Origin of the sequence: Novosphingobium aromaticivorans DSM 12444, assembly GCF_000013325.1 — a bacterium.
Lineage (GTDB): Bacteria > Pseudomonadota > Alphaproteobacteria > Sphingomonadales > Sphingomonadaceae > Novosphingobium > Novosphingobium aromaticivorans.
Genome location: NC_009427.1, coordinates 435,054 through 458,068, shown reverse-complemented (window position 1 = coordinate 458,068; position 23,015 = coordinate 435,054). Strand labels below are relative to the sequence as shown.

The window sequence follows — 23,015 nt, the reverse complement described above, 5'->3', positions numbered from 1 at the left end:
GTTTACATGGACAGTTATGGTATCGGTATTAACATAATCATTATTATCGATTTAAAAGGTGCGTGTCGGCGGAGGACCGCCCTGTCGGTCCGCTCGCGTGGCGAACCCAGATTTTCCTTTTATCACGGTCATTTCACGTTCCCCTCACGCCCGGATCACGGATTTGGGACGGGCGGCCTTCATTACTTGTCGCGAGGCACCCGGTCTCGATCAGGTCCCCGAAGGGCCGTTCGGCACCGGTGGTCTCGCACTCAAGCAATGGGGGACTCCCACATGAAAACCAACAAGAGCAGGCTTGCCCTGGGCGCAGCCAGTGCGGCCGTTGCCGTGGGCCTCGCGGCCCAGGTCCAGGCCGCCACTACGACCAGCGGAACCACCGTAACGGTCGCCGGGACCGACAACACCGCCGACAGCGTGAATACTGCGACCAACGCCGTGTCCGGTTCGACCGTCACGGTAAGCATCAGCACCGGCGCGACCGTCGTCCAGCCCAGCACTGCCCTCTCCCCGACGCAGCAGGGCGCGGTCGCGATCACCAATCGCGGGACCGTCGGCACCTCGGTGGCGCCGGTTGGCATCGTTTACGCAGGAACCTCCACCAGCAGCGACAACACCTTCGACCTTGCCAACCTCGGTGCGATCACCGGTGGCGTCTCGGTCAACGGCGTTGGCGGCACAGTCAACATCGTCAACAGCGGCACGATCGACAACGGCATCGGCGTCACGGCCGCAGGCGCGGTCACGATCCGCACCGGTGCGGTAAAGAGCGGATCGGGCATTGCCGTATCGGCGGCCAGCCAGGACAACGTGTCCATCGCGGTCGACGGAACGATCGGCACCGCCGGCACCGAGATGGTGTCCTCTGCCCTGCGCGACGTGCAGGCCATCAGCATCGGCACGACTTCTACTTCGACCGGCCCGACCACCGAAACCGTCGATGGCACCACGACCGTCTCGGGCTCTTCCTCCAGCGACTACACCGGCGGAAGCGCTGATGTCGCGGTGGAAGCGGGCGGCGCATCGGGCGCCGTTCTGGCTGTCGGCCTCGCTTCGGCAAGCGTCTCGGTTGACGGGGCAGTAGGCGCCGAGGACCAGAGCGCGCAGGTGAACGCGATCGCCAACCTGGGCGAAGTCCACTCGGCATCGGACTACGAATACGTCACGACCGCGACCGGCTCCAGCTATGCCACGCACGAGGAATTCGCCACGATGGGTGGCGACGCATCGGTCGACATCGGCGAAGGCGGCTTCGTTTCGGGCGCAGTGACGGCTGCGGGCCTTACCTCTGCCGAAGTGACCGTCGATGGCACCGTGGGCCGCGAGGGCTTCTCCTCGTCGGTCAATGCACGCGCGCTCGGCGTCTCGCACAGCGAGGACGAAACCGGCACCGTGGTCAATGCCAGCGGTGACTACACCAACAACTTCACTGCCACCAACGCCCGCACCGGCGGAACGGCTTCTGTAACGGTCGGGGAAAACGGCATCGTTCGCGGGGCAATCAATGCTCGTGCGGACGGCGACGCCACGATCGACAACAGCGGTCAGGTGGACGGAGCGCTCAACGCCCGCTCGAACGAATATGTCTCGAACCAGGAAGTGACTTCCTACAATTCGGGCACCTTCACCTCGGCGGACGGCGTCTCGGTAGATGCCTATACTTCGGGCTATGCCTTCACCAGCGGCAATGTCGGCAACGCAGCTTCGGTGACGAACGCCCAGGGCGCGTCGGCCGGATACGCCAACCTCAATGCCATCGGCGATGCCACGCTCACCAATGGCGGTGAACTGGTCAACGGCGCACTGGTGAATTCGTCGGGCACGACCTCGACGGGCAGCGGCGCCACGAGCGAAACCTACACCTTCACCGACACCGGCGAAGGCACCTATCGTTCCGCCTATTCGTATAGCGATGAAACCACCTCGGGCTCTTCGACCATCGGCGGCACGGCCAGCGTGGCCAACGCCAGCGGCGGCACGATCGGCAACGGTCCGGGCTCGTCGCTCTCGGTCAACGGCTTCGCCGGTGCCCAGGTGCAGAACGCGGGGATCATCAACGCTAACGTCAACCTCGGCTCGACCGGGTCGGACTCTACCAGCGCGTCGCTTTCGACCTACGACGAGACGGCAGATACCGTTGGTGTCACCGCTTCCGAGTCCACCTACGAATATGCCAACGCGAGCACGGCCACGGGCGGCTCCGCCAGCCTGACCAATGCGGCCGGTGGCCTCGTCGGACTGAACGACGAAAGCCCCGTCTCGGTCTCGCTCCATGCCAATAGCGATGCGTCGGTCACCAACGCCGGCCGCATCAACGGCCCGGTCTCGGTGGTTGCGGACGCGACCGATACGGCCAACTCCGGCGGTTCGGCCAATACCTTCACGGTCGACAGGACGACCGGCGTGGTGAACACGTCCGAAGCGGAGCATTACGAAAGCTCGTCGGCTTCTGCCGGAGGCAGCGCATCGTTTGCCAACGCCGCTGGCGGACTGGTTGTCGGGTCCGTGAACGTGAGCGGCGATGCCGGCGTCACAGTCTCTAACGCCGGTGTGGTCACCGGAACGACCTACGCGTCGAGCAACTCCTCCGCTTCGACTTTCGCGTACGAATCGCTCGAGACGGGCGTCTTCACGCCGGGTGCTGAAGGCGGGTTTGTCTCCGACTACACGCAGAGCGTCAGCTCGTCCTCGAACGACGATGGCGGTGACGTCACCGGGACCTACGATGGCTTCAACGGTGCGGTGCAATTCACCAATTCCGGTGCGTCCGACGGCTCGGTCACGCAGTTCGCCAATGGGAACAGCACGGCGACGGTAAGCGGAACGATCTTCGGCAGCTTCAACGAAACGGCTTCGGGCAGCGCCTCGACGTCGACCTATACCGAGACCACCCACTACGCCAACGACGCCGACGGCAACACCTTCGAAGGCACCTACGACGAGGCCTCGTCGGGCACCTACGATCGCACGGGCGGCAACAGCTCGCTTGCGGTTGCGGGCGGCACGATCACCGGCAACGCGACAGTCAACGCCGATGGCGATGCCTCCGCGCAGCTCGGCAACGGTGCCGAAATTGGCGGCAATCTCGACGTGCATGCCGCGACCTTCGGCAGCAACAGCACGTTCGCCGAAACCAGCTCGACAGTCGGGACTTACGTCGACGGCGACCTGACGGGCTATACCCTCGAGGAAGCGTCGGAATCGTCGAGCACCAACCTGGATAGCGCAGGTTCGGTCAGCATCGGCAATGCCGAAGTCGGTGGCTATGTCAGCGTCAGCGGCGCCAAGGGCGGTGCCACGCTGGACCTCGCCTCGGCCGGTTCGATCGGTGGCTCGGCCTACGTCTATGCCGGCGGGTCGGACTCGGAATCGGCGGGTACCTCGACCACGGTGGTTTCCGATGGTGAAACAACCGTCGATACTGCCTCTGAATCGAGCAGCACCGCAAACGGTGGCAACGTTTCGGCGACTGTCGCCGGTACGATCGGCGGCGACCTGTTCGTCGACACCAATGCCGGAAACGCGACTGTTGCCCTGACCGGGCAGGTTGGCTCCGACATCGTCGTGGACGCGGTTGGCTTCTCGGGAACGAGTGCCGGCACGACCCACACCGACGCGGACGGTTATGTCACCACGACGGAATCGACCTCCACCCCGGTGGGCGGAACGGCAAGCCTTGCGGTCAATGCCGCATCGCTCGACGTTCCTGCGTCCTATGGCGACATCGACGTCAGCGGCCTGGGCGGTTCGACCGTCACGATCGGCGCGAAGAGCGCGGTTCTGGCGGGCGCATACGACACCGAACTGAACGTTGGCGGCACCTATGCGGCCACCACCTCCAGCTCGGAGTTCACCGATCCCGCCATCGGCCTTGCCACCTACCACGAGGAAGGTACTTCGACCGCGGTCGGTGGTCCCGCTTCGCTGACCAATGCCGGCACGATCGGCTACGACAACGGCGATGACAGCGCGACGCTGGCCTCGGTCACTGTCGCGAGCGTCGGAGGTGCCACGGCGGTCAATACGGGCAAGATCTTCGGCAGCCTTTCGGCCAATGCGCTGGGGACCGATACCGTAACGACTGTCGACCAGATCAACCTCTATGACGTGACCCGCGTCGATACCACGGTCGTCGAATACACGGCGGTGGGCGGCAATGCGGCGATCACCAACAGCGGCCTGGTCACCGGATCGGTCTCGCTGGCGGGTGCAACCGGCACGGTCACCAACAGCGGCACGATCGGCGGCGACATCGCGGTCGGGCAGTCGGTGGACAACTACACCACGACCAGCGTCGACACTCTGACCCAGATTGGCGAAGAGCTGGTTACGGCCCAGCCGGAAGCGCCCTTCACCCAGACCTATACCGTCAATCAGAACGGTACGGTCGAAGGCGACATCCGGATCGGCGGCGCGTTCGGCAACTATGCCCTCGCTCCGTCGGATGGCGGCGAAGTCACCACCGCAGCGGTCGACACCACGGCGGTCGATGCCGACGGCCATCCGCTGACCAGCGTGATCAACGCCACGGTCAACCTCGGCAACAACTCCGTCACCAACGGCGGTGTCTATGCCGAATACGATCTTGATACCGGCGAGCGCTTCACCAACACGGTGGTGAACGTGGCATCGACGGCCAAGCTCGGCGGCGGCGTCCATGGCGTCGAAAAGCTGAACAAGCTTGGTACCGGCGTGTTCACGCTGACCGGCCCTTCCTATGTCGCGGCGACCGATGTCGATCCGGCTGAATGGACCCTCGATCTCGGCCAGTTCGAGATCCTGACCGGCGAAGTGCAGCTGGCCACCGACGACGGCGGCGTCTTCGGCATCCGCGGGGACGTGAAGAACGCGGGCAGCCTCGTTCTGGGCACCCGCCAGACGCTCGTCCCGACGCCGTTCGGTTCCAACCTGACCAGCACCGCGACCCAGACCATCGCCGGCGTGGACGTCTACCAGCAGGGCGATTTCGTCCAGACCAGCAGCGGTTCGCTGACGGTGGCGATGATGCCGTCGCTGGTCCGCGTGGTCGATCCGTCGATCAACGGCTCGGCTTCGTCAAACGAGCCGCTGGGCGTGCAGCAGATCCTGTTCTCGCAGGGCCTGTTCACCACCCCGGACAAGGCGTTCGGTTCCCAGTATGCCGCGCTCTACGCACCCAGCTCGTGGACCATCGATGGCGATCTCGACCTCGCCGGAACGGTCAACGTGCTGATGCCGAAGGGCGGGCTGTTCCTGGACGGCCAGTCGCTGGACCTGTTCAGCGTCTCGGGCGATGTCACTGAAAACGCCACCGTTGCCACCGGTACGGCCAACAACTTCGTTGCCTTCGATCTTGTCAGCCGGACCTCGGATGGCAGGACGATCGTGGCGGTCGTGGCCGATCGCAAGGGCTACGAGACGGCTGCGGCCAACAGCAATGCCGCTGCGGCCGGTGCTGCGCTCTCGGCGGCGCTGCCGGGCGTGGTGGCCGACCTGACCGCCGATGCGGCCGGGACTGCGACGTTCGCTTCGGTGCAGGAGTTCGCACTGACGCAGGACCTCGCAACGGTCATGGCCGGGCTCGACAGCCAGCTTACGCTGGCCCAGGCGACCCAGGCACTGACCGAGCTGGGCGGCGGTTCGTACTACGGTTCGATCGCCACCATCCGCACGACCGCACCGTTCATCGACGTGCTCAGCAACCGTCGTCTTCCGGAAGGCGCCACCGGGTTCAACCTGTGGATCCAGCCCACCGGCGACTTCGTGCGCACTTCGGGTGACGCGGCAACCGGCGCTTCGAAGATCCGTTCGGACAACTACGGCGGTTCGGCGGGCTTCGGTGTGGCGACCGGTTCGGGCGAGTTCGGCATTGGCTTCGGCTATGGCCGGACCAACAGCCACTCGGACGATGGCCTTGCCAAGGCCAATGCCGATACCTGGATGGTCGGCGGTTATGCCCGCCAGTCGTTCGGCGCGCTGACCGTTGCTGCGGACCTCGTGTTCGGCTGGAGCAACTGGGACGCCTACCGCTCGCTTCCGACCCTGTCGCGCAAGGCCACGGCCGACTTCGACAGCAAGGAAACCCGCGGCGACCTGCGCATCGAGTACGCGCTGCAGACCGGTGGACTGACGGTTTCGCCGTTCGGTCAGCTCGAACTGCGCCACTACAGCTTCGACGGCTTCGCCGAAGAAGGTGCAGGCTCGGTCGGGCTCTCGGTTGCCGAAGCCAGCAAGACCGTGTTCACGCCGACGGTCGGCGTGAAGCTTGGCGGAGAGTTCGAGACCGGTCTCGCAACGATCCGTCCGGAAGCCTCGGTCAGCTACAGCTTCCAGGGTGACAACGAGGCGGATCGCACCGTCGCGTTCCTGGGTGCTCCGGCGCAGAACTTCCGTCTGCAGGGCGTCGATCCCGACGGCTTCGTCACGGTCCAGGCGGGTCTGTTCGCCGACATCGGGACGCGCTCGGGCGTCTTCGTCCGCGGCAGCTACTCGACTGGCGGCGGCAACAACGTTGCAGCCATCCGCACGGGAGTCGTGATCGGCTTCTGATGAGAATTTGGCCGGGCAGTTCCTTGAGAGGGGCGCTGTCCGGCCAAACCTCGTGAGAGGTCCTATGACAAGCAGATCATTGCCAAACGAAATCCTGTGGTTCTTCAACGCGACGAACCGCATATTCCCCAACCACCTCAAGGCAATCTGGGAAGGGGATGTCCTGATGGCAGTCCATCGCACCGCAACGGGCCGGACTGCCGACCAGATGCTGGGACGTTTCCTCAGCGAAAGACCGGCAGCCGTCGGAGGCCCCATGACCCGCGTACCTATCGCGATGACCGGCTACCCTCCGATAGTCGCGCGCTATGTCGCCCTGGACATCCTCGAATGGGACCGGGCCTTCCTGTTCGGTTACGTCCAGGTTCCCCAGGCGGCAATTTCGGAAGAAGACCTCGCCTCCATCTCGCGGCTGTCGCTGACCCGCCGCGAGGCCGACATTGCCTTGCAGGTCAGCACGGGCTCCTCGCTGACGCAGATCGCGCGGGACAGCCAGAGCTCGATCACAACGACGCGCAATCTTCTCAAGAGCGCGTTGCGCAAGACCGGTTGCGGCAGCCAGCAGGAATTGGCGATCCTCGTCCACGCCCTGCTCAACCGGTACTGACAATCGATTCCTGAAGGCTGGACGATGCCGGGCGCCGACAAGGCCCCGGCATCGTTTCCGTTTCAGACCCGCGCAAGCCCGAGGCGAAAAATGATCCTTTTCGGGGCAAAAATTGACTTTCGATCCTGAAGGGAACATATTGCGGTTTAAAGGAGCCCGACATGGCGACGGCGACAGCAAAGACAATTGATCGGAAAGGCCTTACGGGGCCGGCTCTGCGCACCTTCTTCAAGATCGCCGATGCGTGGGACCTCAACGAAGGCGAGCAAATGGCGATCCTCGGACTCGACAGTCGCTCCACCCTGCAGAACTGGAAACGCGGCGAGGTCGCGGCGCTGTCGAAGGACGCGCTTGAACGGATTTCCTATGTGATGGGCATCTACAAGGGATTGCAGATCCTTGTGCCCGCCACCGCTGACGAATGGGTGCGCAAGCCGAACAAGGCGAAGGTCTTCGCCGGACGGTCGGCGCTCGACCGGATGATTTCGGGGAACGTCTCTGATCTCTATGTCGTGCGGCAGTATATCGACGGGCAGCGCGGCTGAACCGTGTTCGACGAGATTCCCGTCACCGAAACGCATTGGGCGCCCTGCTATCGCATCATCCCGAGCCGCTTTCCGCCGATCGGGCTGTTCGAGAACGTCGCCTTGCCGGAGGATCTCGATGCGGTCTTCCAGATCGAGGCGATGACCAATGACCGGCTGCGTGACGAGGTGGGCGCTCTCGCGCTCGTGCCGCCGGAGGACCGCGTGTCGGGTCCCGGCACGTCGCCGATCATGGCCGCCTTCACCCATCTCAACCCCGAAGGCAGCCGTTTCACCGACGGCAGCTTCGGCGTCTTCTACGCAAGCTTCACGCTGGACACCGCGATCGCGGAAACGAAGCATCATCGCGCCAAATTCCTCGCCGCGACCGACGAACCCGGCCAGGAGATCGACATGCGCGTCTATGCGGTCGACCTCCGTGCCGAACTCCATGACATCCGCGGCTTGGCGGACAGCCATGCCGATCTCTACGATCCCGATAACTACGCCAGCGCCCAGGGTCTCGCGAGCGAATTGCGCGACACAGGATCGGACGGCATCCGCTACCTGAGCGTCCGCCGCCCCGGCGGCGAATGCGCCGCCGCTTTCCGGCCGCGCCTCCTGTCAAACTGTCGGCAGGAACGACACCTCTGCTATGTATGGGACGGCACCATCATCAAGACCGTCTACGAGAAGAAGAGCCTCGAGGGCTGAGGCCGGACGATGCCGGGCGCCCTATACGCCCCGGCATCGTTTCCGTTTCAGACCCGCGCCAGCCAGAGCATGGCGCTGCGGCTCGGCAGGAAGAAGTAGCCGCCCGCGCGCAGGGTCACGAACTGGGGCAGCCCATCGACCTGGATAGGTCCGCTCGACGTCGGTATCCTGAAGCTGCGCTTGTGTCCGGCAGGACACCGCCCGACAATCGGGTCGTTTTCGCGGTCCAGATCGTGGAACGCCGGAGAATCCAGCCAGCTACGCTGCACGAATTCGAACTGCCTCTCCAGATCTTCGCAAACCGCCATGAACAGCAGGCCCTGTTCGGGCGCGCCGCCATCACTGGCAGGCCTTTCATAGCTGCGGCCGCGCCGGACAAGGCGGTGACGGTTGACGATCCCCAGTTCGGTCGGATCGCCCGGCTCGAAGCTGTCGCGCGGATTGGCGCGGCGCACGTGTGCGCCAAGCGGGCACTGGAGGCCGGAAGGATCGTCGGCGCCGAACAGCATGGGCAGTTCGGGGCTCTTCCTGTCCGGTTCAAGCGGATTGCGCATGAGCGGCGCGCCGTTCTTCCAGCGCCCGACCAGACGTGCCGCCACCCAGTTCGCATCGACATCATGCCCCAGAAGCGAGGGCAGTTCGGGATAGTTGTCGTGTATCTGATTGGCGGCCGCTTCCATTGCCTCACTGAAGCGGACGACATGCTGTTCAAGCTGCCGGACGGCGAGGAATGCCCCGTTACGCCCGAAATCGCGGGGCCCGCGCGCACCTTCATCGCCGCCGAAGCGCGGATAGCGCTGTGGCTCGCGCGGCATTTCCGGCAGGCGGTCGAAGGGGTCGTCAGCCTTGTCCACCGGAATACCGGGCGTAAGATAGCCCTGCGCGTTGGCGTAGCCGAGCACCATTTCGCCGGGCGGGATGATATCGCTGGGCACGCGGTTCAACGCGGCCTTGGCCGTCCCGGCGATCACCGGTTGCACGATCCCGTCGCGGAAGCCGAAGTGGTCGTAGGCGTGGCCGTTCTGAGGAAGCGCCGTGGTGGGCACTTCATCGACCACGCTGACCCCTGCCCGTTCCGCAAAGCGCCGGTGCAGTGCCGCGAGCCGCGCCAGCCCTTCCTCGTCGGCAGCGTAGAGGAGCAGTATCGCGTGGACGGCGCCATCCTCGGCGTCGCGCCAGCGCCAGTTCTGCGGAGCTTCCTCCCCATCATCGCCCAGCCTTCGTGCGCGGTTGGTCATGCCGAAGGCGAACGGCCCGGGCAGCGCGTTGAACCCGCGCTCGGGATGGGATGCGGGCATCTCCAGCACGCGAAGGCCTTCGGCGCTCAGGCCGAGGCTCACTGCTGTACCGAACCTTTCCGCCTCGCCAAAGGTGACGCGGCCCAGGCGGCGTTCGCGAACTTCGTCCATCTCGAACAGGAGCGACTTGTCGGGCGTTGCGTTGCGGAAGCCGGTCAGGTTGCGCAACCACTTGCGATTGTCATCGGCCTGCTCGCCGAACCGGATGAGAAGCGCAGTCGAATGCCGCAGCTTGCCGAAGCCGGTAAAGACCAGCGACTGGATTTCGTCGCTTTCGAGCCGGTCGCGGGTAAGCTGTCCCGACCCGAAGAGGGCCAGCCAACTGCGCGCCTCGCTTTCCGTGCGCGCCCGCGCCAGCCCGTCATGGATCAGCGCATTGCGCCGCATCGCCGCACTCGTCAGGTTGCGAAAGCGGGCGTACCAGAACCGGGTCAGCACCTGCTTGCGCCGGACATAGCGCTTGAAATTGTCGCCGTCCTCGGCGCCGCCGGAGATCAGGAAGCGCGTTCGCGGGAAGCCCTCCCCGTTCGACCAGGCCGCGCTCTGCCCCCAGTGCGCTCGGGTAATGAAGTCTTCGAGGTAACTTTCCCAGCTACCGTCGTAGTTCGACTGGAAGACCATGGTGTCGCGGCCGGGCAATCTCACCCACCTGGCGAAGTGGATCGTGCCCATGTTGAGCACGAAGCCGGGCCGGAAGCGGAAGGTCACGATCATCGCGATCCCCCACAGCGCCAGTGCAAGCGCCAGTCGGCGGATCAATCCTTTCTTCAACGGCGTGACGACCAGGATGTGGTTGTGGACGTGGTCGGGCTTGTCCTCGTGCGCCGCGCATTCGCGCAGATGGTCGAGCGAGGGCGCTGCGCCATCGGGCACATCACGGCTTTCCTTGAGGCGAAGCATCGCAACGAACCCGCCCGCCACCAGCGCACCGCCCGAAAGCGAGACCATGACGCCGGCAATGCCGAGCCATAGAAGGTGCGGCAGACTGACAAGGCCACCCCATGTGAAGCCTTCGCTCCGACCGATCGCCCATGCCGATGCCAGCGCCACCGCGACAAGGACAAGCCCCACCCGCTTCATCGCACGGGTGCGCAGCAGGCGCAGCACGAAACCGCCATCAAGCGGATCGTCCCACCAGCTGAGGTCCATCCTGGCCTGCGACGGCTTGAGCATGTACGCCGCCCAGCGGGCGCCGTCCGGCCGGGCCACGATGCGTCGCCGGACCTCGCGCAAGGTGGCAGACGCGCTGGCCACGAGGCCGATATTGGCCTGCAAGGTCGCCTGAAGCGCCTCGCTGGCAATGCCGGCCAACTCATCCTGGGCCGCAATGTCGCGCGCGCTCAGACCTTGGTGACCATAGAACTGCAGCGCCGTCGCGCCCCATGGGGCGCTGGTCAGGTCGAGCCGCTTGTCGAGCAGATAAGTTACCAGGTCCAGTCCCGGCTCCACGCCGGCTGCTGCCAGCAGCGCCCGAAGCTCGGCATTCATTGCACGAACGAAGGCAGCGATGGCGCGCGTCCCTTCGCCATCGCCATTCACCTCGATCACCAGCAGCGTATCGGTGGTGCGCCCGTCGCCGCGTTCCTCTGGCGGCCGCGTGGTGGGGGCGTCGATGGCCGTCATCGAGCAGAAGTGAAGCAACCCCGCCTGATCGAGCCGCGGTCGCAACCGTTCGAGACGCGCGTCGATTTCCGCAATCCGGGCATTCAGCTCGGCCGTGGTGCCGGCCTTGGCCTCGATCACGATAAACTGTCCCTTTTGGGCACCTTCGTCGTGGTCGAATTGCAGCCAGGCGTGCTCGGGAAACGCCCCCAGCCATTTCACGCGAAGCCTGTTCAGGGAATCCTCGATGCCATCCTGCGCCAGCAACGGCATCAGGCTGCCGCGCAACTGGGCAATCGCGATATGTTCGCCGATGCAGGAATGCGCATGATTGCCGAAGACGAGGGGCGGCGTATCGGTACGGTCATACTCGAAACGCCACGGCCGAACGACCTTGCGAGGGTCGCGCAGAGCGATCTGCGTGGCGACCATGACCAGCGTGTTGCGCCTGACGCGAAAGGTTCGACCGCCCGGACGGATCCACTGCGTATCCTGCCGCGTCCAGCGCCACTGGCCGGGGGCGATGGCCGGCGCCAGCCTCATCGCTTCGCGCAGCACCTGCTCGAAGTGCTGCGCATCGCCGGCGCGCGCGGCCTCGATGGCCTCGCGCCGCGCTTCGCCCTTGCGCGAAAGTAGATCGAGAATCTTGCCGCCCGCCATGCTGTTGGTCGGCACGAAGCCGACAGACAGGCCGAGAAGGATGGCCCGGATCTCTTCATTCGTCGGTGCGTCCGCTCCCCCTGCGGCCTGCAATTCGACAAGCCGCGCGACGAGCGTCTCGGGCGGCGCGGCATGTTCATGGCCACCGGATTGCGTTGCCGCTACTGTCCGGTCGATCAGTGCGCCGATGCGTGCCGCAGCCGCTTCGGCCATGTCTCGCGCGACCGGATCGCCGAGCGGATCGGCAAACAGAAGCTGCGAGCAGGCGATCGTCCATTCGGCATACAGGTCCGGATCGTCGATGGGCAGGCCAAAATAGCGGGCACAGGTCTCGGCAGCCACGCGCTGGACGAGGTCGCGCTGGGCGTCGATCCGGCCCTTGGAGGATTCGAGCAGCGCCTTGGCAAAGCTGTCCGCCTGCGCCTCCAGCCCGGCAAGGTCGCTTCGCTTGACGACGCTGGTGATGATCCGGCGCTGCCGGTCGTGATCCGGACCCTCGAGACCAAGAAGGAAGGTTGCCCCTGCGCCAAGGCTCTGCATTTCAGGGCCGAACGGTACCGGAAAACCTTCAGGATCACCCAGGATCGCAGCCACGTCATCGGCGCGCGTGACCAGCAGGAAGCGACGCCAGCGTAGCACCGGCCAGAAGCACTGGAGCACGAAGAGCACCGGCACCAGAAGCCGTCGGAAAAGCGCCGCTGCCACCTGCCCCGCCACGCCCTTCGGCCGCATGAAATCCAGCGAGAAGTCCATCGACCCGCGCTCTTTCTTGCGGCGTGCGCCAAGCCACTGCATGCGCAGGTATTTCGGTTCGAACATCGGGTGCCCCTCGCCAGCAACAGTATATCCGACCGGCCGCTGGCGTGCCGGGACGGCAGGTTATCCGGCTGCGAGCCTGGGCTTTTGCCAGTCGGCAGCAATCAGGTCGCACCCTTGGCGAAGGCGCTGAAGCCAGCTCGTTTCACGAAAGGGAATCCAGGCGAGCATGCCCTCGTAGAGATCGGGCCGGTCGGCCAGCAATCGCGACCAGGCCGCCCGCGCGCGTTCCATCTCTCCCAGCCCGACGAGCGCATTCGTCTCGAGGATGTGGGCGAGGACATAGTTGGGATGGGTAAGCTGCACTTCGCGCGCAATGCGCAGCGCCTCGGCGTGCTCCCCCAACAGCAAGCGCGCTGTCCCGAGTTCTCCGAGAATGAAGAAGCGGAACGGATCCATCGGGGAAAGATAGAGAGAGCGCTCGAGCGGCTCGATCGAGCGCTCGGGCTTGCCGTTGAGGTAATAGGCGGCGCCAAGATGGGAAAAGGCTGCCGGGAAGCAGGGGTTCAGTTCGCAGCTACGCTCCAGATAGCGGATTGCGTGTTCGGTATTCCTGCGCCAGGTCTCGAGCACGCCCATGAACAGCGGCCCGCGTGCGTCCGCCGGGTCCGCGCGCACTGCGGCACGGGCCAGCGGCACGAGCCCATCGCACTTCTCGACGGGAACGCGGCGCAGCCAGTGATCCCAGATCACGTGGTTGGCGCGGAGCATGGCAAGTTCGGCGTGGTGCGGATCGAGTTCGAACGCCTGATCCAGCAGTTGCGCCGCGGTTGCCATGTCCTCGCGCGTGAACTTCTGGAGGTGATACCGGATCCGCCAGACCGCATCCGCAAGATTGGCGGGATCGGGCTTGCGGGCCATGACCCGATGCTGCTCGCAGCGATCGAAGCGCGCCGACAGGAGGTTGACCGCGCGAAACAGGACTTGCTCGATCTCGTGGATGTCGAAAGTCGGTGCAACGGGTTCGCTGTCGCTCCACAGGACCGTGCGCAGGGGCATTTCCAGCAAGGTGAAGCTCAGGATCGCCTGACTGCCCGAACGCACCAGTTCCGATTCCAGCACATATCTGGCGTTGGCCTGGGCCTTTGCATCCTCTGGCCCGATTGCGCCGTAGATGCTGTCGTCAGCAACGCTCGCGGTCAGCACCGGCAACCAGCGAAGACGGGTTACGCTGCTGACGAGCAGGCGCGTCACCGCTTGAAGAAACGGCTCTTCGGTCTGCGACGTGAAGAGACCGCGCACCGGCAGGATGGCGAGCACGGGCCGGAGTTCGGCCGGTTCGGCGACTGGGACAAGAGCCTGCGCAAAGGGAGAGAAATCGGCTCCCGCCCGAACGGGACCACGCAACCTGCCCCCGGCGATGTCGTCGCGCCCGCCCTTGTCAAACCGCCCGGATGCCTGCGTCTGCGAAAACTGCGCTCGGACTTCCCGCAGCCAGTCCTCGAAATCTTCTTCGCCGGGGATATCGAGGCCTTCGAGGAACTCGCCCTGCGGAGCGTCCTTCGCCGGCCCCCGCACATCGACGTCAACGAGATCGAGGTCGATGCGCACGGAATGATTGTCGGACACCAGCCAATCGAGATCCAGCGGAACCAGCTTGCGCAAGTTCGCCAATTCGCGGCGCAGGCTGGCCTGGGCCTGATGGACATCGCGCGATCCCCACAGCTTTTGCTGGAGCCAGGTCCGCGATCGCTCACCCTTTTCGGCCGTGGCTAGGAGGGCGAGAAGCGCGGTCCCTTTCTTGCTGCGCAACGGGACGCGTTCCCCATTGGTCAGGCCAAGACGGGGGTGCCCGAACAGGCTGAGATTTAAACGCAACTTCGCACCCATCGATCTCGCACGAATACATTTCGGGCGCGCCCGGTGTGGACGGCCCTCGTCAAAGTTCCTTCTGATTATTTTTTGCGCTGCACCCGCGAAGAACAAAGTGCCGCCAATCCAGCTGCAAGTTAAGCATAAAATTACCCTTCACCGCCCGTGGGACGCCTTTTTCACGGAACTTTCACGAGACGGGACACGAGCAAGTGATCGGGGATGCCGATGCCCGCGAGGAATCCAAGGCGACTGGTGCCAATCCACCGACGAATCCCCCAGGGCGGAGAAGTGCGAAGCAGCGCAGACTGTCCCGTTAACCAATGCGCGGCGCAGCACGGGCTGCCATGATCTGCCGCCCGTCATCGGCAAAGGCGCCAAGTTCCAGGCCTTCCCCCGCCGCCCGCATGGCGAGGTGCAGCGGCTCGCCGCAGATCGCGGGTGAGAGGCCCCGGAAGGAAAAGGTCGCAAGGCCGTTGTCGCCCAGTTCGCGCCGCGCGAGATCGAGCAGGAGCGTTGCCGTCAACGGTCCGTGAACGACAAGGCCGCGATAACCCTCGACCTGCGTTGCGTAGGGAACATCGTAGTGGATGCGATGACTGTTGAAGGTCAGCGCGGAATAGCGAAACAGCAGCGGCTCGGAAGGGCGGACTGTCCGACTGGCGGGCCATCCGGCCGCGTCAAAGCGCCCCTCGCCCGCTGCCGGAACGGGCGGAGTGCCCGCTGGCGCCGCCTCCCGATAGACAATGCTTTGCACCTCGCGCACGGCCAGTTCCCCTGCCCCGCGCAGTTCATGCACGACCTCGACGAACACGAGCCGTCCGGATGCCCCCGACTTCTCCCTGATCCCCGCCACCGTGGAAACACGCTCCACCTGCTCGCCCACCCACAGCGGGCGCAGGAACTCGACCTCGCTTGCCGCCCACATCCGGCGCGGCAACGGAACGGGTGGCAGGAAGCCGCCGGGTCCCTCCTCGCGCAAGGGGTGTCCATCCGCCCCCAGGCTTGCCGTCGGGGCGTCGGGCAGGCACAGGCACCAGTGCAGGCCCTGGGGCACGGAGCCATTGGCTGGCCCTTCCCGGTCGAGCGTGGCCGCCCAGCGCGCGGCCAGTCCTTCGTCGATCCGGTCGACGCGGCGCTCGCCCCGGCCAATCCATGCGTCCCATTCGCCCATCAGTTGCGACCTTCCATCAGGCCGCGCGCAATCACCTGCGCCTGGATCTCGGCCGCGCCTTCGAAGATATTGAGGATGCGGGCGTCGCACAGCACCCGGCTTATCTCGTATTCGAGCGCATAGCCGTTGCCGCCATGAATCTGGAGCGCGGCATCGGCGTTGGACCACGCCGCCCGTGCAGCGAGCAGCTTGGCCATGCCGGCCTCGATATCGCAGCGCTTGCCCGAATCCTTGGCCCTGGCGGCGGCATAAGTCAGTTCTCGCGCCATGACGATGTCAACCGCGCCCATCGCCAGCTTGTCCGCAACGCGCGGGAACCCGACGATGGCCTTGCCGAACTGCTTGCGCGACAACGCATAATCCAGTCCGAGCTCGAGCGCCCGGCGCGCCACGCCAACCGCACGAGCAGCAGTCTGGATGCGTGCGCCCTCGAATGTGCGCATGAGTTGCTTGAAGCCCTGCCCCTCCTCGCCGCCCAGCAGCGCATCGCCCGGCGCCCGCATTCCATCGAACTGGAGCGCATATTCCCGCATCCCGCGATAGCCGAGCACCTCGATCTCGCTCCCGCTCATCCCCTCCGCTGGAAAGGGATCGTCTTGCGTCCCGCGTGGCTTGGGCACCAGCAGCATAGAAAGTCCGGCATAGCCCCTGGCGTCGGGCACGGTACGCACGAGCATCGTCATCAGGTCCGAACGGCTGGCATGGGTGATCCAGGTCTTTGCCCCGTCGATGATCCAACCGCCGTCTTCGCCCCGCCGCGCGCGCGACTGCAATGAGCCAAGGTCCGACCCCGTATCGGGTTCGGTGAAAACTGCGGTCGGCAGCACTTCTCCGCTGGCGATGGCAGGTAGCCAGCGCGCCTTCTGCGTCTCGGTCCCGCCCAGGACGATCAGTTCGCCTGCGATCTCGGAGCGCGTGCCCAGCGATCCGGCGCCGATCCACCCGCGTGAAAGCTCCTCGGTCACGACGCACATCACCAGCTTGCCGAGGCCAAACCCGCCGTGTTCTTCCGGAATGCATACGCCGAAAGTGCCAAGCTCGGCCATGGCGCGCACCGTCCCGTCCGGGATCAGCGCATTGGCGAGATGCCACTCGTGCGCGTTGGGCAGGATTTCCGCGTCGGTGAAGCGGCGGAACTGGTCGCGGATCGCGTCGAGTTCGCCATCGTCGAAGTGATCGGACGGCCATTGCCCATCCGCCAGCGCCTCGGCCACTTGCGCGCGAAGCCCGGCATGATCGGCATCGACCAGCGCTGCGCATTCCGCCTCCAGGACGCGCGCCGCCTTGCCAAGGCCAAGATCCGCGGGCCTGAATAGCTCGCTTTGGCTCATCGGCAAGCCGCCAACGAGTTGGGCGACGGTCTCTGCAAAGGCAAGTTGGGCCACGGCGCGGTCCAGTGCCGTCGCACTCTCCCGCGCGGCCCAGGCGGCCACAGCCTCCAGCGCCGCGACCGATGTCGCGACCCAGGCAAAGCCGTGTGCCGCGCGCTGTTCTTCGTCGATGCGCCGCCTGTCCAGCCTCGCGGCCAACGCGGCTTGCGCCTCGGCCCGAAAGACAAGCGCCGATTCCAGTGCCTTGTGGTGCATCTGTCCCTTTTGTGCGTTGATCAATGTAAGCATAGCTATTATCGGCACGTCATGCGAGTCAACGTGGCCTTCTTGTCATCTGACGTCGGTCGTTTGTTCCGCAAACGATTTGACGTGGCCGCACGCCATTTTGGCGTGACCGGCCCGCAGTGGCGCATGCTCGCCGCGATCCAGCGCACACCCGGCACCAACCAGGGGGTCCTTGCCGCCTGGCTCGAAGTGGAAGCGATCACCGCCGGCCGCATGATCGACCGCCTCGAAAAGCTCGAACTGGTCGAGCGGCGCGACGATCCGGCAGACCGCCGCCGCTGGCGGCTCTACCTCACCGCCAAGGCCGAGGCCCTGATGCAGCAGATGGCAAACTGCGCGCAGGACGTGCTGGCCGATGCGGTCGCCGGCTTCTCCGAGGCCGAGACCCAGCAGCTCATCACGCTGCTCGATCGCGTGCGGGCCAATCTTTCCGACGAAATCACTCAAGAAGCGAACCAGACCGATGGCTGAAGCCGATCCTTTTCCCATCCAGGAATCCAGTGCCGCCCGTGCCGTTGGCGAGCACGAACGACGCACCCGCAGCAAGCGCCTGCGCACCGTACTGATGGCCCTCGGCCCGATTCTCGCGATCGGTGGTGGCCTTTGGTACTGGTTCGGTCGGCCCGGCGTGGTCGAAACCGACAACGCCTACATCAAGCAGGACATCGTTTCGGTTGCCGGCGAAGTCACGGGGCTCGTCACCTCGGTCAAGGTGAAGGAGAACCAGCACGTCAAGGCAGGCGACGTGCTGTTCACCATCGATCCCTCAAGTTTCACCGTGGCGACGCGCCAGGCCGATGCGCAGATCGCATCCGCGCAGGCCCGCGTGATCGCTCTCAACGCCGACGTCACCGCCAAGGCCGCGGATCTTGCCGGCGCGCGCGACGACCTTGCGCTCGCCCAGGCCAACTATGCCCGTGAAAAGGCGCTGATGGATCGCGGCTTCAACACCCGCGCCCGCATGGACGCTGCCGAACATGCCGTCGCCACCGCGCGCGACCGCATCGTCTCGATCCAGGCGGAAGTGGAACAGGCCCGTGCCGAACTGGCGCAGGGCTCGCAGGTGCCCGGCGTCAACCCGGAGATTGCCGCCGCCCAGGCCAATCGCGCAAAGGCCGCGCTCGATGTCGAACGCACGGTCGTTCGCGCCCCGGCCGACGGGATCGTCACGCAGGTCACCCGCCTCCAGATCGGCCAGATGGTGTTCCCGGGCGTGCCGATGCTGTCCATCGTGCGCGATGGCGGTGCGCGGATCGAGGCGAACTTCAAGGAAACCGACCTCAATCACATGCGCCCCGGCCAGCGCGCGGATATCGAGATCGACGCCTATCCCGGCCTCAAGCTCAAGGGCCGCGTCGAATCCATCGGCGCGGGCACCGGCTCGGAATTCTCGGTCCTCCCGGCCCAGAACGCCACCGGCAACTGGGTCAAGGTGATCCAGCGCGTGCCCGTGCGCATCGCGATCGAGGACAAGTCGCCGCGCCCACTGATCGCCGGGCTCAGCTCCGACGTCACGGTCCATGTCGGCAAGTAATCCGGGTTCGGCCGGGGCGGATACGCCCCCGCTCGTATCGCGCAATCGCACGCTGATGCTGATCGGCACGATGGCGGCGATGATCATGTACACGCTGGACACGACGATCGCCAACGTCGCGCTTCCGCACATGACCGCCTCTCTCGGGGCCACGCAGGATACGATCACCTGGGTTCTGACAAGCTACGTCCTTGCCTCGGCGGTCGCGCTGCCGCTGGCGGGCTGGCTGGTCGATCGGGTCGGCATCCGCAACATGATGCTCGCCTCTGTCCTCCTGTTCACCGCGGCCTCGATGCTGTGTGGCGCAGCGCAGAGCCTTGAGCAGATGGTGCTGTTCCGCGTGCTTCAGGGTCTCGGCGGCGCGTTCCTGTCGCCGCTGGCACAGACCGTCACCCTGGATTCAAGCACGGCGGCGGAGCGGCCGCGGATGATGGGCATATATACCCAGGGGGTCATGCTCGGGCCGATCACCGGCCCGATCATCGGCGGCTTCCTGACGGACAACTACAACTGGCGCTGGGTGTTCTACGTCAACGTGCCCGTCGGCGTGCTGTGCTTCCTGCTCCTTCTCCTGTACCTTCCCAAGACCCCGACGCGCGAGCGCAAGGTTGACCTGACGGGCTGGCTGCTGGTGGCGCTGACGGTCTCGTCGATCCAGCTCATCCTCGACCGTGGCCTCACCCTTGACTGGTTCGCGTCGGCAGAGATCGTGACTTACGCGGTCGTCGCCGGTGCCTGCGCGTGGCTCGGCTTGTTCCACCTTTCGGGAAGCCGTAATCCGCTGTTTCCGACGGCGCTGTTCCACGACCGCAACTTCACGGTCGGCCTTGCTTTCATGTTCCTGATCGGGCTGGTGATGATGTCGGTCATGGCGCTCCTGCCGGGCCTGCTCCAGCAGATCTATGGCTACACCCCGCTGCAATCGGGCATGCTTCTAGCGCCGCGCGGTGTGGGGATGCTGGCTTCGATCACGCTGTTCGGCAGGTTCATGGCAAAGGTCGACGCGCGCATCCTGCTCGCCTTCGGCCTCTCGCTCATGGGCGCATCGATGTGGATGATGACGGGCTGGTCGACCGAGATGCCCCGCACCCCGATCATCATGGCCGGCCTGCTTCAGGGCCTTGGCCTGAGCTTCACGTTCATGCCGATGAACCTGATCTCATTCGCGACCCTGCCGCCGCAGTACCGCACCGACGCGTCGAGCCTTGGCAACCTGATGCGCAACCTTGGTTCCTCGATCGGCATCGCCGCCGCCTCGGTCGAACTGGCGCGCAATATCCAGGTCAACCATGCCGAGCTGGGCGCACACGTCACCCGGTCTCTGGTGCCGTTCAACCTCGACCGGATCACCGCCTATGGCGGCACCGCCGAGACCGCGCTGCGGGTGATGGACGGCCTCGTCAACCAGCAGGCAGCGATGATCGCCTACATCAACGATTTCTACGCTATGGCGATGGCCTGCTTCGTCGCGATTCCCTTGCTCTTGCTGGTGCGGACAGGCGCGAAGAAGGGCTAACCCTTCATCGCGCGCATCTTCGCGGCCAGCACCGTGTTGCTGAGCAGGCAGGCGATGGTCATCGGCCCTACCCCGCCCGGCACCGGGGTAACTGCCTTTGCGTGATCGAGTTCGTGCGTCGCGCAGTCCCCGACGATGCGGGTCACGCCGTCGTGGTCTGTCACGCGGCTGATGCCCACATCGATCACCACCGCGCCGGGCTTCACCCAGTATCCGCGCACGAGATGGGGCGCGCCCGCCGCCGCGACGATGATGTCCGCCTTGCGAGCCACGTCGGGCAGGTCGCGCGTTTCGATATGCGTGACGGTGACCGTCGCCTCGCGCTCCAGCAATAGCATCGAGACCGGCTTGCCGACGATGTTGGACTTGCCGATCACCACCACCTTCAGCCCGCGATAGTCGTCGATCACGCTGTCGAGCAGCATCATCACGCCCAGCGGCGTGCAGGGCACCAGCCCGCCCGTCCCTGTCGAAAGGCGCCCGACGTTGACCGGATGGAACCCGTCGACGTCCTTGCCCGGATCGATCCGGTCGAGGACCAGCGCCGCGTCGATGTGCCGCGGCAGCGGCAACTGCACCAGTATCCCGTGCACCTCTTCATCGGCGTTGAGCGCGTCGATCAGCGCCAGTACCTGTTCCTGCGGGGTATCGGCCGGCAGTCGATGTTCGATCGAGCGGATGCCCGCCTTGCGGCACTGCGCGATCTTGCGACCAACATAGACCTCGCTTGCCGGGTCGTTGCCGACAAGGATTACCGCCAGTCCCGGCGCGCCGGCGCCCGCCGCGATCATCTGCGCCACGTCCTCGGCCGTGCGCGCAAGAACCTGTGTCGCAAGCGCCTTGCCGTCGATTATTTCCGCCATTGTCCGTCCCGATCCCAGTCCACGCGGTCTTCCCGCCGCATCAGTAACGGGCATATTGTATGTGTTGCATACAAATTTATCAACCGTCCTGTTGCGCTTTGACCGCCTCGGGCACCACGTCCTCAAGGACATGCTTCAAAGCCCGGGCGTTGAGGTCGCGCGCCTTCGCCTCGGTCTCGGCCTCGGTATAGCAGCGCAGTTCGGGCGCATTGCCCGATGGACGGAAGTGGATGATCGACCCGTCGGCAAAGGTCATGCGATAGCCATCGGTCGTGTCGATCCCGATCGGCAGACCGGCGATCTCGCCAAAACACCGCGCGATCCGCGCCAGTTGCGCGTCCTCCGGACCGGTCGAAAGGAATGCGATCAACGCGGCGCTGTGCGCCTGCGGGAATTCGGCCACGCGGTCGCTGAAGGTGAAGCGCGGGGGAAGTTCCGCAAGGATATCCGCCAGCGGCCGCTGGCGCGCTGCCCTGACGACCGCGATGATTGGCAGCAGCGCATCGCGCGTCGGCAACGCCGTAAGCCGCCCTTCGCCCTCGCCCACATCGGTGCCCAGCAGGAACCCGCCATTGGCCTCGTAGCCGCAGACTCGCGCCGAAGGATCGGCCGTCGCCGCATCCATCATCGCGGCGATCACATAGGGCGAACCGATCCGCGTGCGCGCCACGCGCGGCGCGGCGCCGCTCAGTTCCAGTACCGTGTTGCTGCTGACCGGCGTGACCACGATGTCGGCGCCCACCGCCCGCGCACAGAGCAGGCCGACGATGTCGCCCCGCAGCCACGTGCCCGAAGCATCCGCGACCAGGGGCCTGTCGGAATCGCCATCGGTCGAAATGATCGCGTCGACCTTGTTCGAACGCGCCCATTGCGCCGCCAGTTCGATGTCTTCCTGCCGGATGGCCTCTGTATCGACCGGCAAGAACTGTTCGGAGCGGCCGAACGGCACCGCGACCCCGCCCAGCGCCTCCACCGCGCGGACCAGCACGTCGCGGCCGACAGCCGAATGCTGGTAGACCCCGATCGTCAGGCCCTCCAGCGCTCCTGCGCCGAAATGCCGCACGTAGCGGTCGATGTAGTCCTGTGAGACGTCGACCACCTCGGGCAGTGGCGCGGGATCGAGCAACCCTCCGTCTGCCCCGAACCGGTCATCGCCTGCCTTGACCACCTGCGAGACGATCCCCGCTTCGTCGCTCTTCAGCACTTCGCCGTGCGGACGGTAGAACTTGATGCCATTACGATCCGCCGGGATGTGGCTTCCGGTGACCATGATCGACGCCATGCCGCGTCCTATCGCGCGGAAGGCAAGCGCCGGCGTCGGCGTGCGCCCGCAGTTGATCACTTCACCGCCACAATCGCGCACCGCCGTTGCGCAGGCCGCAAGGATGCGCGGGGTGCTTTCGCGCAGGTCTCCCGCAATCGCCACCGGATCGCCGGGGGCAAATTCGCCGATCTGCCGCAGGTACTGGAGGAATGCCGTTGCATAGGCGTGGCACAGTACATCGGTCATCGCGCTCGCCAGCCCGCGAACGCCGCTCGTGCCGAAAGGTACCCTGCTGCGCGCCATCAGATCCGACACGGTAAAGCCTTCGGATTGGGTCAACTCGTTCATCTTGGGGACTTTCCATCCTTCGAGTTCAAGAGGCCGACGCGGCAGCAGCCCGCCAATAGCGTCAAGCATCGCACAAAGGCAAAGGCCCCGTGCACCAGTCTCGAACAAACTCGCGATGGTTGCGGTTCCCTTGTCGCGAATA

Annotated in this window: 13 protein-coding genes; 7 read left to right on the top strand and 6 right to left on the bottom strand. The window is 65.3% G+C overall.

What is annotated here, in order from left to right; all coding sequences use genetic code 11:
- Window positions 1-273 precede the first annotated feature (273 nt).
- The 4 genes from SARO_RS19885 (at window position 274) to SARO_RS19870 (ending at window position 8,370) form a co-directional block, all read left to right on the top strand.
- Window positions 274-6,525 carry an autotransporter outer membrane beta-barrel domain-containing protein gene (locus SARO_RS19885; RefSeq protein ID WP_011907043.1) on the top strand — a complete coding sequence of 2,084 codons (6,252 nt, stop codon included), beginning with the start codon at window positions 274-276 and terminating at the stop codon, window positions 6,523-6,525.
- Window positions 6,526-6,589: 64 nt separating this feature from the next.
- Window positions 6,590-7,132 carry a helix-turn-helix transcriptional regulator gene (locus SARO_RS19880; protein ID WP_011907042.1) on the top strand — a complete coding sequence of 181 codons (543 nt, stop codon included), beginning with the start codon at window positions 6,590-6,592 and terminating at the stop codon, window positions 7,130-7,132.
- A gap of 161 nt (window positions 7,133-7,293) precedes the next feature.
- Entirely contained in the window at window positions 7,294-7,677 is a 384-nt protein-coding gene (locus SARO_RS19875; protein ID WP_011907041.1) for an antitoxin Xre-like helix-turn-helix domain-containing protein, read from the top strand.
- 3 nt (window positions 7,678-7,680) lie between these two features.
- The gene (locus SARO_RS19870) at window positions 7,681-8,370 is read left to right on the top strand and encodes an RES family NAD+ phosphorylase (protein WP_011907040.1); all 690 of its coding nucleotides are present in this window, start codon (window positions 7,681-7,683) and stop codon (window positions 8,368-8,370) included.
- A 47-nt stretch (window positions 8,371-8,417) separates the two neighbouring features.
- Here the strand turns inward: SARO_RS19870 and SARO_RS19865 are convergent, their stop codons facing one another.
- From SARO_RS19865 to SARO_RS19850, 4 genes are all read right to left on the bottom strand, one after another.
- Entirely contained in the window at window positions 8,418-12,749 is a 4,332-nt protein-coding gene (locus tag SARO_RS19865) for a Dyp-type peroxidase domain-containing protein (protein ID WP_011907039.1), read from the bottom strand.
- A gap of 60 nt (window positions 12,750-12,809) precedes the next feature.
- Window positions 12,810-14,498, bottom strand: coding sequence for an SARP family transcriptional regulator (locus SARO_RS19860; RefSeq protein ID WP_143005010.1), 1,689 nt, complete (start codon window positions 14,496-14,498; stop codon window positions 12,810-12,812).
- A 376-nt stretch (window positions 14,499-14,874) separates the two neighbouring features.
- Complete coding sequence (locus SARO_RS19855) at window positions 14,875-15,732, bottom strand: FAS1-like dehydratase domain-containing protein (RefSeq protein WP_011907037.1); 858 nt, start codon at window positions 15,730-15,732, stop codon at window positions 14,875-14,877.
- Window positions 15,732-17,318: an acyl-CoA dehydrogenase family protein gene (locus tag SARO_RS19850; protein WP_011907036.1), complete on the bottom strand. Its 1,587-nt coding sequence runs from the start codon at window positions 17,316-17,318 to the stop codon at window positions 15,732-15,734. The genes SARO_RS19855 and SARO_RS19850 overlap by 1 nt, the downstream gene beginning before the upstream one ends.
- A 114-nt stretch (window positions 17,319-17,432) precedes the next feature.
- Between SARO_RS19850 and SARO_RS19845 the strand changes: the two genes are divergently transcribed.
- The 3 genes from SARO_RS19845 to SARO_RS19835 are packed head-to-tail and all read left to right on the top strand — an operon-like array spanning window position 17,433 to window position 20,398.
- Window positions 17,433-17,819 (top strand): MarR family winged helix-turn-helix transcriptional regulator, encoded by a 387-nt coding sequence (locus SARO_RS19845; RefSeq protein ID WP_234007487.1) that lies wholly within the window; start codon window positions 17,433-17,435, stop codon window positions 17,817-17,819.
- The gene (locus tag SARO_RS19840) at window positions 17,812-18,882 is read left to right on the top strand and encodes an HlyD family secretion protein (RefSeq protein ID WP_011907034.1); all 1,071 of its coding nucleotides are present in this window, start codon (window positions 17,812-17,814) and stop codon (window positions 18,880-18,882) included. The genes SARO_RS19845 and SARO_RS19840 overlap by 8 nt, the downstream gene beginning before the upstream one ends.
- Window positions 18,869-20,398, top strand: a complete 1,530-nt coding sequence (locus SARO_RS19835; RefSeq protein ID WP_011907033.1) for a DHA2 family efflux MFS transporter permease subunit — start codon at window positions 18,869-18,871, stop codon at window positions 20,396-20,398. The genes SARO_RS19840 and SARO_RS19835 overlap by 14 nt, the downstream gene beginning before the upstream one ends.
- Here the strand turns inward: SARO_RS19835 and folD are convergent.
- Together folD and SARO_RS19825 are read right to left on the bottom strand one after the other, a co-directional pair.
- Window positions 20,395-21,261 carry a bifunctional methylenetetrahydrofolate dehydrogenase/methenyltetrahydrofolate cyclohydrolase FolD gene (gene folD / locus SARO_RS19830; RefSeq protein ID WP_011907032.1) on the bottom strand — a complete coding sequence of 289 codons (867 nt, stop codon included), beginning with the start codon at window positions 21,259-21,261 and terminating at the stop codon, window positions 20,395-20,397. The two genes, SARO_RS19835 and folD, sit on opposite strands and share 4 nt — an antisense overlap.
- Before the next feature lie 79 nt (window positions 21,262-21,340).
- On the bottom strand, window positions 21,341-22,873 hold the full coding sequence (locus SARO_RS19825) for a phosphomannomutase (protein WP_011907031.1): 1,533 nt from the start codon (window positions 22,871-22,873) through the stop codon (window positions 21,341-21,343).
- Between the last annotated feature and the right edge of the window lie 142 nt (window positions 22,874-23,015).